Genomic DNA, 13414 nt, shown 5'->3' with positions numbered 1-13414 from the left:
CCGGTGGTGACCGTCACATTGCCGGCGCCGTAATTGTAGGCGTTGATGCCGGAGCCGGCCGCAGCCACGATCGTGGCGTCGCTCTGCACCAGCACGTTGCCCGCGACGGCGCCATTGGCCACGTTCTGACCGCCGGGAGAGTAGCCGGCGACGATGCCGCCGGGCGTCGAGCCATTCGGCGTCAGGAGCGTTCCGGAATGGATCGTCCCGTGGGCGATCACGGTCACGCTGCTGGTGGGATCGTCGGTGGCCGACTGATTCTGCGCATTGATGCCCGAGCTGCCGCCGGTGACGTTGTCGCCTGCCGAAGTCGTCACGCTGACGCTGCCGACCCCGTTGACGAAAGCCTGGATGCCGAAGATCGAGCCGCCCGAGATCGTCGCATTGGCCCCGACATTGACGGCGACGCTACCGGTCCCCTTGCTGTTACCGAAGGCGCCGATGCCGTATTGCGCGCCGGAGACGGAGGTGCCGGCGGCCTCGTTCACGGTCACATTGCCGTTGCCGTAATTGTAGGCGTTGATGCCGTAACCCGCCGCGGCGGTGATGTTGCCGTTGTTGTTGACGGTGACAGTGCCGTTGACGTTGGTATTGGCGATGCCGACGGTGCCCGGACCGCCGGTGGTACCGTAGTAGCCGGCGGCAATGCCCTGGGGCTGCGAACCACTGGGGTTGAGAGTCGTGCCCGAATTGATGGTGGCGTTGTTGGTGACCGTGATCACGCTGTTGGCGCCGGTCCCGATCGATGTCGCGAAGTTGACGAGGCTGATACCTGCGCCGCCGGAATGGATGGTGCTGCCGGGGTCCATCACCACCGATGTGCTGCCGGATCCATATTGTTCGGTGCGAATGCCGAACTGCACCGTCGCGGCTACGGCTCCGCCCGCCTCGACCGAAATATTGCCGTTGCCCTTGTTGACGACATCGATGCCGTCAAACGCGCCGCTGGCGCCGCCGGTCGAAGTCACGTTGATGTTGCCGGCATTGGCCGCGTTGAGGTTCTCGGCGAGCAGGCCGATCGAGCCGGTGCCCTGCCCGGTCACGCTGCCGGTCGCATTGACGGTGACGTTGCCGGTCCCGCTCGCGCTCTCTTCCGCAGTCACGCCGTTCCCGGACTGGGTCGTGACGCTGCCACTCGGGATCACCGTGATGTCCCCGGCCCCATTCTGAATGATCTGGATGGAACTGCCGGCAACGTTGAATCCGCTCAGCGTGACCGCGCTCGTGCCGGCCACCGGCGTGAACGAATTGCCGGCCGCATCAGTGTTGACCGCCAGCGAAGACGTGATGGGGCCGTCTGTCAGCGTGCCGAGGTTCGCCGTATAGCTGGTCTGTCCGCCGGAAACGGCGACCGAGACCTTGTTCGCACCGTCGGTGAAGGTCACCGTACCGGTGTCGTTCGGTTCGAGCCCCGCAACGGTGAAGCTGAAGATCGCGGAGCCCGCCGTGTTCACGTTGGTGTTGGTGACGTTCAGCCCGAGTGCCGCCTGCTCGCCAGTGTCCTGATCGACAATATAGGTCGCACCCGTGTGCGTGCTCTGATCCTTGAAAGCATTGCCCGCAATATCCTGAACAGTGCTTCCGGTGAAGCTCAGCGTCAGGGTGCCATCGCCGACGCCGACCCCGGTGTTGACCGAGATGGTGTACTGCGTGCCATTGCTGCCGGCGACCGGCGTGATACCGGCAATCGACGCGCCCACTAACCCCGTCGTCGCGATGCTGAAATCGCTCGCACTCACGCCAGTGACCGGATCGGAGAACGTCAGCGTGTAATGCACCATCGTGAAATTGTTCGGCGAACCATCCGTCGGCGTCAGGCTCACGAATGTCGGAGCAGCCGGCGCGACACTGCCCACATGCTGTTGTGAGGCATCCGACGTCACGCTGGCGGCCGTGGTATTGTTGGCAAGCGTCGTCAAATCAGTGACACCGGACGTCGCCTGCTGAAGCTGCGTTGAGGTCGTGCCCTGCGCCACGATGGACGTGGCGCTGACGCTGGTGAGAAGAGCCGCCGTGGCGGTGGTGCCGGTGCCGCTGTTCGCAGCGGCGGCCTTGTCCGTTGCCACATTGACCGACGTCACGACGCTGGCGATCGCCGCGGTCTGGTCGCTCGTCAATGACGACGTGCCCGAAGAAGCCGAGGCAATCGTGCTGCTGACGACGGTCGACACCAAATCGGTGCTGGACAGATCGAGCGGTGCGCTGGTCGTGGCGATTTGCGCCGCGAGGGCGGAGAAGGCGCTGGCGGCCGCAGAGGAGAAGTCCGACGCACCGGTACCGACAACGGCCGACGCGACCATCGAGACGGTATTGAGCACCTTGCTGGCGGCGACAAAGGCGCTGCTGTCGCCGGCATAGGCGGCCGCGACGGTGTCGAGGTTGGTCAGATTGACCGTCGGATCGAGCCCAAGAGCCTTGGCGACGGACTGCGAAGCCGCTGCGACATCTCCCCCTTTGGCCGCTGCGACCGACTGCACCAGCGTCGTCAGCGGGGTCACCTGGGTCGACCCCGTCGGCGCCGTCATCACTCCCGTGAATGCGAGGCCGGTCGCGGTGTCGGTACCGCCGACCAGCACTAGCGTGCCCGTTGTCGTTCCGGCACCCAGCGTGAAATGACCCGATTCGTCCGTTATTCCCGACGCTTCACCTGCATCAAGCTTGCCATTGCCGTTGGTGTCGGCGAATACGGTCGCACCCGTGATGTAGCCGTCGATGACGTAGCCCGATGCGGGGCTTACGGTCACGACGTGGCTGTTGCCGGCGTCAGCGACGTTGCCGGCCTCGTCGGTCGCCGTTGCGTGCAAGTTGTTGTAGCTGCCCTGCGCAAGGGTCGTGTCCAGCGCCCACGTGCCATTCGAGACGGTCGCCGTGCCGAGTAGCTGACTCCCGTTGAAGACCTGAACCTGGGTTACGCTGACATTATCGGAAACCGCCCCCGACAGGATTATTCCACCGTCGGACGAATTCGTACCGGACGAGTCCGTCGGATGAGCCAGGGTCACGCTGGTGAAGGTGATGATCGGTGCGGCCGTATCGATCTGGAAGCTCGTCGTTGCGCTGGTGTTGGCTGCGCTCGTGCTGTTTCCGGCTTCATCCGTCGCCGTCGCACTCAAATTCGCGTAGGTGCCGTCGGCGAGGTTCGACGTCAACGTCCAGGAGTGGCTGGTGTTGTCGATGACGGCGTTGCCCAGCAACTGAGAGCCGCTGAACACCTGAACCTGCGACACCGTCACGTCGTCCGCGACGGCGCCCGACATCGTCACGAGGTTGTTGCCGGTAATGCCGTCGTTCGCGACACCGGTGTCGACGTAAGACACCGTTCCAAAAGCGATCGACGGCGGCGTGTGATCGACTTGAAGCGTTTGCGTTGCGTCAGTGTTCGCTGCCGTGCCGGTATTGCCGGCCTCGTCGGTCGCGGTCACGCTGAGATTGCTGTAGACCCCCGCCGGCAGGTTCTGTGTGAGGGTCCAGGTGTGGCTGGTGTTGTCGACGGCCGCGTCGCCCAGCAACTGCGCGCCGCTGAACACCTGGACCTGCGACACCGTGACGTTGTCGCCGGTCGTGCCGGAGAGCGTAACCGTTCCGTCCTTGGTGAAGCCGGCTGTGCCGGTGTGGTCGTAGGAAACCGTGTCAAACGTGACCGACGGCGCGGTGGTATCGACCACGACAGTCGCATGGCCGGTGGTGGTCGAGTTGGTCGCTGCGTCCTTGACGAAAGCCGTGAAATCATGGCCGCCCTCCGTCAGGTTGGCGGCCGTGTAGGTCCAGACGCCGGGGCTGCCCTGTGTCGCGTTGGCGAGGAAGGCGCCGTTGTCGTCGATCTCGACGGACGCAACGCCATCGGCATCGCTCGCGTTGACCGTGATGGTCTCGGTCGTGGTGTTGGTCGCCCCGGAGGCCGAGATAGCAATCGTTGCCACCGGCGCCGTGGTGTCGACCGTGACGGTTGCCAGATCGGTCGTCTTGGTCTGGTTGCCCGCGGCGTCGGTGATCACGGCGTAGTACGCGTGCGCGCCATCGCCGAGGCCCGTCGCGTTGTAGGTCCAGGTGCCGTTGCCGGCGCTTCCAGCGCTCAGGGTTGCACTGCCGAGCGGCTGCGCCTTCCCCTCTTCATAGATCGCCACCGAGGCGACACCATTGATGTCGCTCGCACTCACCGTGATCACGTCGGTGGTCGATTGCGTCAGTCCCGAAACGGACTCCGAGTCCGAGATCAATGCCGGCGGCGTGGTATCGACCGTCACGGTCGCAAGATCGGCCGTCTTGGTCTGGTTGCCGGCCGTATCGACGATGACGGCGTAGAAATTGTGCGCACCGTCGCCCAGGCTGCCAGTGCTGAAGCTCCACGTCCCACTGCTCGGAGTACCGCTGCTCAACGTTGCGGCGCCGAGCGGCTGCGCCTTCCCCTCTTCATAGATCGTCACCGAGGCAACGCCGTTCGCGTCAGTCGCGTTAACCGTGATCGTTTCGACGTTCGACTTCGTCAGCCCCGGGGCGGATTCCGAGTCCGATATCAGTGTCGGCGGCGTGGTATCGACCGTTACCGTCGTCAAATCGGCCGTCGTGGTCTGGTTGCCGGCAACGTCGGTGATGACGGCGTAAAACTTGTGCACGCCGTCTGACAGATCGGTCGCGCCGTACTTCCAAGCGCCACCGTTCAAGGTTGCGTTGCCGAGCAATTTATGCGTCGCGTCATCGTAGATCGCCACAGAGGCGACGCCATTGGCATCGCTGGCCAGGATCGTGATGGATTCGACTTTTGATTGCGTCAGGCCCGAGACGGATTCCGAATCCGAAACGAGAGTGGGAGCCGTGGTATCGACCTGAAAATACTGGGTCGTGCTGGCGCTGACCGAAGTGCCCGCGCTGTCGGTCGCCTGGACATTGAGCTGATTGTAATTGCCGTTCACAAGGGTCGTCACCAACGACCACGTATGGTGGACGTTGTCCACCGTCGCCGAACCCAGCAGCGTATTGCCGTTGAAGACCTGAACCTGCGATACGGTCAAATTGTCCGTCACGGTCCCGGACAGCGTCACATTGCCATTGTTGGTGATGTGGTCACCCTGCGCGCCCGTGTCGGTGAACGACACCGTGTCGAAGGTGACCTTTAGCGGCGCGGTCACGTTGAGCTGAATGGTTTCCGTCACCGACGCCGTAATTCCGGCCGTATTCGTCGCCGTGACCGTCAGGCTTGCCGAGGTCGCGCCTCCCGCCTTCAGCGTCAGGCCCGTGAGCTGCGCCGGTGTCAGCGCCCAGCTCCCGTCCGCGTTCTTGGTGCCGGCCGAGAGCAAGGCATCCGAGGGCACACCCTTGATCGTCAGCGAAATGGTATCACGGGAATCGAACGGTGTTTCCGTGATGCCGAGGGCGATCGTGGCGCCGGAGCCGACCGTCAACGACGTCGGTCCCCCCAGCGTCGGGGCGACAGGATTGACCGTCAGCGCGATCGTCTTCGTAACGAAGTTTCCGGTCGACGTGTCCGTCGCCGTGACGGTCAACGTTCCAGCCGTCACCTCGCCCGCCTTCAGCGTCAAGCCGGCAAGCTGGGCCTGGGTCAAGGTTGCGCTGCCGTTGACGACGGTGATGGCGCCGGCGGTGTCGCTCAACGTCACGCCGGCCGGTATTCCCGATATCGTCACCGATATGTTCGAGGTGGAGCTGACAAAGGAGAAATCGCTGGCGGTCAGGCTGGAAAGGCGCACGCCACTGAGGTCGATGGTGTCGGACGCATCGCCGGTGATGATGGTGTCGTTGCCGATCTGCTTTGCCGACGCCATCACGGCCGCGAAATTCGCAAATTGCGCGGTGCTGAGCTGGATCACGTCTTTGCTGGTGTTGAAACCGACGATCGTCTCCTTGCCGAATCCAAAGCCTGACGAAGCGATGCCGAGCGCAAGCGCAACGGTGCCGTCCTCATTGACCGATAGGCTGGTCGGCGCCGTCAGCGCCAATTGTGCCGACGACGGCAGGACGAACGTATCCTTGCCGGTTCCGACGACGACCAGGTCGTTCTGACCAAGATGGATGGTATCGTTGCCGTTGCCGGCGGTGATCACGCTGTTGGCGCCTGCGGTCAGCGTATCGTTGCCATTGCCGACCACGATCACGCTGTTGGCGCCGACGGTCACCTGATCGTTGCCATTGCCGGCCGTGACGATGCTGTTGTTGCCCACACTCAGCGTGTCGTTACCGTTACCGACGACAATCACACTGTTCGCGCCTGCCGTGACATGATCACTGCCGTTGCCGGCGGTGACGAGACTGTTGCTGCCTGCGGTCACCGTATCGTTGCCAGTGCCGGCCACGACCACGCTGCCAGCGCCGACCGAAATGGTGTCCGCGCCATTGCCGGCAGTCACGATGCTGCCGGCGCCCGCTGTCAAACTGTCGTTGCCGTTACCGGCGACGATGACGCTGGAATTGCCGTCGATTACGCTGGCGTTCTGGTTGCCGACGATGCTGATGACGCCGTCATTCGACATGTAATACCCCTAAAATAAATGGATCTTTTCATTTGAGATGCGGCGTTCGCCGTCGCCGAAACGGATGGATGCTCGCCGCGAGGGAGCAGCGGCGAGCATCTGGAAGGCCAATGCCTTTGCAGGTCCGCGCCAAAATCGATCGCGCGGCCTCTCGCCTGGAAAAGACGACGCACAGAAAAAGCGGTAAAATAAAACCGCGCGACTTCGTCGTCGCGGCCGGCAGTCAAAGTTGCAGGCTCGCTTCGAGCGGCATGTTTTGCCAGAAGCGGCAGGTCTTCAGCCGAAGACATCTCTCGGTTGTGGGAAAAAGGGGCGGAAACGCATTGTCGCAGTTCCGAAAACCTTTCGGCGCCGCAAGACGTCATCCAACCCCGCTCCCCAAACGCGCCAGCCCCGGCGCAGCTTTTTGACGTTTGTTAGCAATAGCTTAATTGCCGAGAGGAGCCGTTGTCAGAAATGTAATTAATATGTAACTGTGAGACATTGTGCCGCACCTATGTCGCTCGCGGGGCTCGAGCGGATTGCTGAAATGAAGAAACGCGTACTGGTTGTTGCGCGAGAGACTACCCTTCGCGCCGAAATTGCACGTGCATTGCACCCTGCCGGCTATTCGGTCGAATTGGCCGCCGGCGAAAAACGCGCGTTGGAACTCATTGCCAACGAGCAGATCAGCACAGCGATCGTGGTGTCCGACCCGGGCGCCGCGAGCTTGGCGTTCGTTCGTCAGCTTGCTGACAAAATTCCTAGCCTCATCGTACTGGCGGAGCGGCCGGAGGATATCGCGAGGCTCAAGAACTCGCTACCTGACGTCCCCCTCTACAAGTCACGGCCGCTCGATGAACCCGCACTTCTCAAGCATCTCACCCGGCTCATGCGGCCGCCGGTACATGACGACGTCAGACCCACCCCCGCCGCGTTGAGCCTGGCGGGCTGCAAGATCGATTTTGCCGGGCGCAGCTTCATTCACGCCGATGGACGCCAAGTCGCGCTGACGCGCGCGGAGGCATCGCTCCTGATCGTGCTGGCCAACAGCCCGGGCGCAGTGCTGTCGCGGGATGAGCTAAGTCGCGCGATCGGCGGGAACGGCGTCGAGCTGTATGGGCGCAGTATCGACGTGCTGATCGGCAGGCTGCGGCGCAAGATCGAGCCTGTTCGGAAAGTACCGCGCTTCATTCTCACTGTTTCAGGCGGTGGATACAAATTCGCCGCCAGCATCCCGGCTATCGATGGCGATTCATCGGCAACGGAAAGATCCGCAGAGAGCTCGCCAGCGCAGCAGCCGGCGGGTTATGCGCCCGACGGATCGGCCCCCGGCCTGCCTCACGCCGGTTCAGAGAGACGGCAGGTTACCGTGCTGTCCTTCGAGTTGATCGGTCCGACCGACGGCGCGAGCAGCGGCGACCCGGAACGTTTCGCCAGCACGCTGCAACGCTTCCAGGATGCCTGCGCGAGTGTCATTTCAAATGCCAACGGGTTCACGTCCGGGGTGGCGGGGCACGAAGTCCTGGCGCTTTTCGGCTATCCCAAGGCCCATGAGGATGACGCGGAACGCGCCGTGCACGCCGGACTGGACCTGGTGACAAAGGTAGCCGAGCTCGCATCGTCCTCGGGAGAGCCGGTTCACATCCGGGTTGGAATAGCCACCGGGCTGGTCGTGATCACCGATCAGCGCGCGGTCGGACAGCCCTCGGCGATCGCACCTCGGTTGCGCAACATCGCATCAACAGATTCGGTTCTGGTGGCGGCAAGTACACAGAACCTGATGGGCAACGCTTTCATCTCCGGCGAACCTCGCGCCCATGAATTCGTGGGTGTTCCCGAAAGAGTGACCGCGTGCCTGGTCACCGGACGCAATGCCATTGACAACCGCTTCAGCGCCAAGCGGGGGCCACGGCTCACCAAATTTGTCGGACGGCAGCACGAATTGCGGCAGTTGATGGCGGCCTGGAAAAACGTGAAGGCCGGCAAAGGTCAGGCAGTCCTTCTGTGCGGCGAAGCCGGTATTGGAAAGTCGCGCGTTTGCGAAGTCGTGCTGCAGCGTATTTGCGCCGAGCCGCATACGACGATGCGGTATCAATGCGCGCCGCACCACGCCAACAGCCCGTTTCATCCGATCATCGAGCAGCTCGAACGAGCGGCGCAATTCGAGCCGGGGGATACGCCAGCCGTCAAGCTGAAGAAGCTCGGTGCGGCCCTGTCCAAATCGGGCACTGCGCCGGCCGATATTTCCTCCTGCGCCAACCTGCTTTCGATCCCCACGCGAGAGACAGCCACGGCAGACCAGACCCCGCATCGCAAAAAGGATCTCGCGATCTCGGCCTTGATCCGGCTGATGCTGGGATCTGCACGAAAAGTACCGCTTGTCGTCGAACTTGCCGACGCCCACTGGGCGGATTCAAGCACGCTGGAACTGTTCAGCATTCTCATTGCGTCAATCAAGTCGGCGCATGTTTTCGTCCTGATGAGCTTCAGGCCGGAATTCTTCCCGCCATGGATCGATGCGCCGCACGTCACGATGCTTCGGCTCGATCGGCTGGGACGCGAGCAGACGGAGACCATCATCCTGGACGTGGCCCGGCGCAAATCCCTGCCGCTCGGCATGCTCGAGCAGATCGTCAGCAAGACCGACGGCGTTCCCTTGTTTGTGGAAGAACTCACCAAGTCGGTCATGGAGTCCGGCCTGCTCCAGGACACCATCAAGCGGCCCGTCGCGAGCAACGAGCTGCCAACGCTGGCGATCCCCGCGACACTGCTGGACTCCCTGACGGCCCGCCTCGACAGGCTCGGCCCGGTCAAGAAGGTCGCCCAGATCGGTGCAGTCATCGGCCGCGAATTCTCTTACCCGCTGCTCGCAGCCGTCGCGCCTTTGTCAGGCCCGTTCCTGGAGGCCGCCCTCGCCCAATTGGCCGCTCCCGAACTCGTATTCGTCCGCGGCGAGCCGCCGAATGCGGTTTACGTCTTCAAGCACGCGCTGGTTCAAGACGCGGCATACGGCACCTTGCTGCGCTCCGAACGACAGCAACTCCACGGCCGAATTGCGGATGCAATCGAAGGCGGCTTCCCCGAGATGGTCGAAAGCCAGCCCGAGCTGCTGGCCCATCACTTCATTCAGGCAGGACTGACCGTAAGGGCGATCGGCTACTTGCGAAGGGCCGGTCAGCGCGCGATCGAGCGATCGGCCACCTCCGAGGCCAAGCGCCATCTCACCCGGGCGCTTGAGTTGCTGCAAGCGCACCCTGAAGGTGCAGCACGCAAGCGTCAGGCGCTTGAGCTGGAAGTCATGCTCGGTCAGGCATTGATCGCAAGCCACGGATATGCCGCCCCCGAGACGGGCGAAGCTTTGTTGCGAGCGAAAGCTCTCATTGACGATTCAACGGACCCTGCGCAGAAGCTTGCGATCCTGTACGGCATATGGGCCGGCTACTATGTCGGCGGACAGGTCGCGAGGCAAACGGAAGCAGCCCTCGAGTTTCTGGCTGAAGCCGAGCGTCATCACGACTCCGGCGCGCGATGCGTTGCCCATCGCATCGTCGGAACGACCTATCTGACCAAGGGAGATTTCAACGCCGCGCTTCCCTACCTAACGAAAGCCAAGGCGCTCTACGACCCGCGGCAACATGCACTGTCGCGCTCCCGCTACGGTCAGGACATCGGAGCGGCGGCGTTATGTTATCTGAGTTGGGCATTGTGGCATCTCGGATTGTTCGAACAGGCCTCGCAAATCGCAGACGCGGCGGTGAATCGTTCAAACGAGCTATCCGACCCGCACACTAGCGCCTTCACCATCTGCCATGCGCGCGGCCTGTTTGAAATTTTCGGGCGTAGCGCCCGGCAGATGCGGACTTACGCCGAACTGGTCGTGACGTCCTGCCGCGACCATGGCTTGTCGCACTGGATGGCTTGCGGCCGCATCCTCGAAGGATGGGCGAGCATCTGTGAGGGTGATTTTGATCAGGGAATTAAACTGCTTCAATCGGGCATAGCCAATTGGCAAAAGGCAGGAGCCCGTCTTTGGCTCCCTCTGTTCCTGGCGCTGGAAGCAGAGGCCCATGCCAAGCACGGTGACCTGGCGTCGGCTCGAACAACGATCGAAAAGGCGATTGCCGTCGCCGAGAAAGGCAGTGAACAATGGTTTCTTGCCGAATTGCTGCGCCTCAAGGCAGGCTTGCTTCCCCGGATCAAGGGCACGGCCAAGCAGATGGAGGCTCTCTACATGACGAGTTTGCAGATTGCCGAACGCCAGCAAGCACGATGCTGGGAACTCCGCACGGCCTGCGATCTTGCATCGTTCTGGCGGCGCAGCGGGCGCGCGGTGGATGCGATAGGGCTGCTGCAACCGATCTACGACCAATTCACAGAGGGCTTTAATTCCACCGACCTGCGGCGTGCGCAGCAAATTCTTCATGAACTGAAATCGGAACAAGCTTAAAGGCGGACGACGTTAGCGTGACCCGACGATGATAGTGCCAAACCTTGATCGCACGCGGAGGTTCGGTCGAACAGCGGCTGCTTGTCGAGATCGCTCCTCAGCCGAAATTGCACACGTTTGTACCCGCTTTGACCTCTCGGTGCACACATAGCGCACACGAATTGGGGAGTGCACACGGCCATGGCACGAGGTCGGCCGGCCCTCCCGATGTTGTTTCCGCCCGCCGATCTCAGTTCTTCAACGACTTGCGGAACGCGCGTCTTATGGCCGGCCGCACGCCGGTAAGGTTCAGGCGTGCCAATCCATCGTCGCCAATTCGCGCGCGGCCGTGCTCGTCGCCGACACGACCAAGTTCGGCCGCAACGCGATGGTGCGAGGCGGCGATCTCGACGATTGCCAGCATCTCTTCACCGACGGTCCCCTGCCCTCCGCCTTTGCGGCGATCGTCGCGAAGTACGGCGGTCGCATTCACCCGACCGACGACGCCCGCGCAGGTTTCGAGCGCCCAGCCACGGCTTGGCGGTGACCTGCAAACGAATAATCCTCGCCGGCCGAACGTTTCTTCAGCCAATCTCCTGCCGGACCTTGGCCGCCGCATCGCACATTGCCTTCAACTTTCCGAACGCGGTCGCGCGCGGCATATACTTCATGCCACAATCCGGCGCCGGAACCAGACGGTCCGGCGAGACATATTTCAGACCGTTGCGAATGCGGTCGGCGACTGTGTCGACGCTCTCGATCGCGGGATCTGCGAGGTCGAGCACGCCGAGCATGATCTTCTTCGACGAGAGGTCCTTGAGCACACCGAGGTCGAGCTTCGGTTGTGCCGCCTCGATCGAGATCTGGTCGGCAATGGTTTCGTCGAGCTCGGCAAGGAACGAGTAGCCGGCTGGCTTGTTCGAGCCTGGCACGACTGCCGCATAGCCGAAGCAGAGATGCACGACGGTGGGCACGGTAATGCCCTTCAGCGCGCGGTTAATCGCCTTGACAGCATAGCGCTTGGCGAGTTCCGGATTGTTGCGCACCCAGGGCTCGTCGAGTTGGATCACGTCGGCACCGGCCTTTTGCAGATCGAGCGCTTCGGCGTTGACAGCTTCTGCCAGCGCCATCGCCAGCTCTTCCTCGTCCTTGTAGAACTCGTTCTTGGCCTGCTGGCTCATCGTGAATGGGCCAGGAAGGGTAATCTTCGCGGCGCGCTCCGTGTTCTTGCGCAGGAACTGCATATCGTGCAGCTCGACCGGTCCCTTGCGCTTCACGGGACCAACAATGCGCGGCACCGGCGTCTGGGTGTTGCCTGTGCGCGCCACGATCATCGCCGGATTGTCTCCGTCGATGCCGTCGAGCGCCGTGGCGAAGCGATTGGAGTAGCTCTCGCGGCGGATTTCGCCATCGGTCACGATGTCGATGCCGGCGCGCTCCATGTCGCGGATCGCGACGATGGTCGCATCGTCCTGCGCCTCCTCCAGATGCTCCGCCGGCAACCGCCACATATCGTGCAGACGGGTGCGCGGCACCACCTTCGACAGCATTGCACGATTCACCAGCCATTCCGGCTGCGGATAGCTCCCGACCACCGTGGTCGGAAGAATATGCGTTGGCATGGGCATGGGGTTCTCCTTCTTATTGTTGTCGACCGCGGCTGTCAGGCCGCGCATCCCTCGTCCTTGATGGGATTGCGCAGGATGCCGATGCCGGAGATCTCGATCTCGACGGTGTCGCCGCCCTTCATCCACAGCGGAGGCGTGCGATAGGCGCCGACGCCGCCGGTCGTGCCTGTGACGATGACGTCGCCTGGTGCGAGCTCGGTGAAGGTCGAGCAATAGACGATCAGAGCCTGGACGTCGAAGACCAGATCGGAGATAGGCGCCCTCTGCACCTCGACACCGTTGAGACGGGTGGTCAGCGTCTGCTTGGTGACGTCGGTCAATTCGTCGGTCGTAACCATCCAGGGGCCGAAACCGCCGGTGCCGGCGAAATTCTTGCCCGGCGCGAATTGCGAGGTGTGGCGCTGCCAGTCGCGGATGCTGCCGTCATTGTAGCAGGCATAGCCGGCGACATGGCCGAGCGCGGCTTCGCACGAGATGCGGCGGCCCGCCTTGCCGATGATGACGGCCATCTCGCCTTCGTAATCGAAGCGCTCCGACTCCAGCGGCCGAATCATCGGCTGGCCATGGCCGACCTGGCTATTGGCGAAACGGGTGAAGATCATCGGATGTGCCGGCGTCGGATGACCGCTCTCCGCCAGATGCGTGGCGTAGTTGACACCGATGCAGAAGATCTTGTCGGGATCGGGCACCGTCGGAAGCAGTGTGACGTCGTGCGGCGCGTAGTCGGGCTTCTCGCCGGCGCGCTTCTTCAATTCGCCGAGCGAGCCATTTGCGAGCAGCGCCTTCAGCGTGGGAAAGGCTTTCAGACGCTTGCCGGCATCGATGATCCCGTTGTCGGTGACGATGCCATAGCTCGCGGTGCCGGCGATCGTGAAGCTTGCAACTTTCATCAG

At 62.7% G+C, this 13414-nt stretch carries 6 protein-coding genes; 3 read left to right on the top strand and 3 right to left on the bottom strand.

Going from position 1 to position 13414, the window contains the following annotated elements; all coding sequences use genetic code 11:
- Positions 1-6485, bottom strand: a 6485-nt coding sequence (locus AXW67_RS17115; protein WP_145927671.1) for an Ig-like domain-containing protein, incomplete at its 3' end; no start/stop codon positions are given.
- 110 nt (positions 6486-6595) lie between these two features.
- Here AXW67_RS17115 and AXW67_RS41940 point away from each other — a divergent pair.
- The 3 genes from AXW67_RS41940 (at position 6596) to AXW67_RS17105 (ending at position 11440) form a co-directional block, all read left to right on the top strand.
- Positions 6596-6895: a hypothetical protein gene (locus tag AXW67_RS41940; RefSeq protein ID WP_145927670.1), complete on the top strand. Its 300-nt coding sequence runs from the start codon at positions 6596-6598 to the stop codon at positions 6893-6895.
- Between the two features lie 119 nt (positions 6896-7014).
- A complete protein-coding gene (locus AXW67_RS17110; protein ID WP_161491265.1) occupies positions 7015-10914 on the top strand; it encodes an AAA family ATPase in 3900 nt (1299 codons plus the stop codon).
- A gap of 328 nt (positions 10915-11242) precedes the next feature.
- A complete protein-coding gene (locus AXW67_RS17105; RefSeq protein ID WP_063678818.1) occupies positions 11243-11440 on the top strand; it encodes a hypothetical protein in 198 nt (65 codons plus the stop codon).
- 37 nt (positions 11441-11477) lie between these two features.
- On the opposite strand, the gene AXW67_RS17100 is transcribed toward AXW67_RS17105, so the two are convergent.
- Together AXW67_RS17100 and AXW67_RS17095 are read right to left on the bottom strand one after the other, a co-directional pair.
- Positions 11478-12521, bottom strand: a complete 1044-nt coding sequence (locus tag AXW67_RS17100) for a uroporphyrinogen decarboxylase family protein (RefSeq protein WP_201723678.1) — start codon at positions 12519-12521, stop codon at positions 11478-11480.
- Positions 12522-12556: 35 nt separating this feature from the next.
- Positions 12557-13411, bottom strand: a complete 855-nt coding sequence (locus tag AXW67_RS17095; RefSeq protein ID WP_063678817.1) for a fumarylacetoacetate hydrolase family protein — start codon at positions 13409-13411, stop codon at positions 12557-12559.
- Positions 13412-13414 lie beyond the last annotated feature (3 nt).

Origin of the sequence: Bradyrhizobium neotropicale, assembly GCF_001641695.1 — a bacterium.
In the GTDB taxonomy this organism is placed as follows: domain Bacteria; phylum Pseudomonadota; class Alphaproteobacteria; order Rhizobiales; family Xanthobacteraceae; genus Bradyrhizobium; species Bradyrhizobium neotropicale.
Note: the sequence above shows the minus strand (reverse complement) of the source record. Positions and strands in the feature narration are given on the sequence as shown.

Excerpts from the sequence above, each read along its gene's own strand:
- AXW67_RS41940 (WP_145927670.1), top strand. The coding sequence starts at position 6,596 with ATGCCTTTGCAGGTCCGCGCCAAAATCGATCGCGCGGCCTCTCGCCTG.
- AXW67_RS17110 (WP_161491265.1), top strand. The coding sequence starts at position 7,015 with ATGAAGAAACGCGTACTGGTTGTTGCGCGAGAGACTACCCTTCGCGCC.
- AXW67_RS17100 (WP_201723678.1), bottom strand. The coding sequence starts at position 12,521 with ATGCCCATGCCAACGCATATTCTTCCGACCACGGTGGTCGGGAGCTAT.
- AXW67_RS17095 (WP_063678817.1), bottom strand. The coding sequence starts at position 13,411 with ATGAAAGTTGCAAGCTTCACGATCGCCGGCACCGCGAGCTATGGCATC.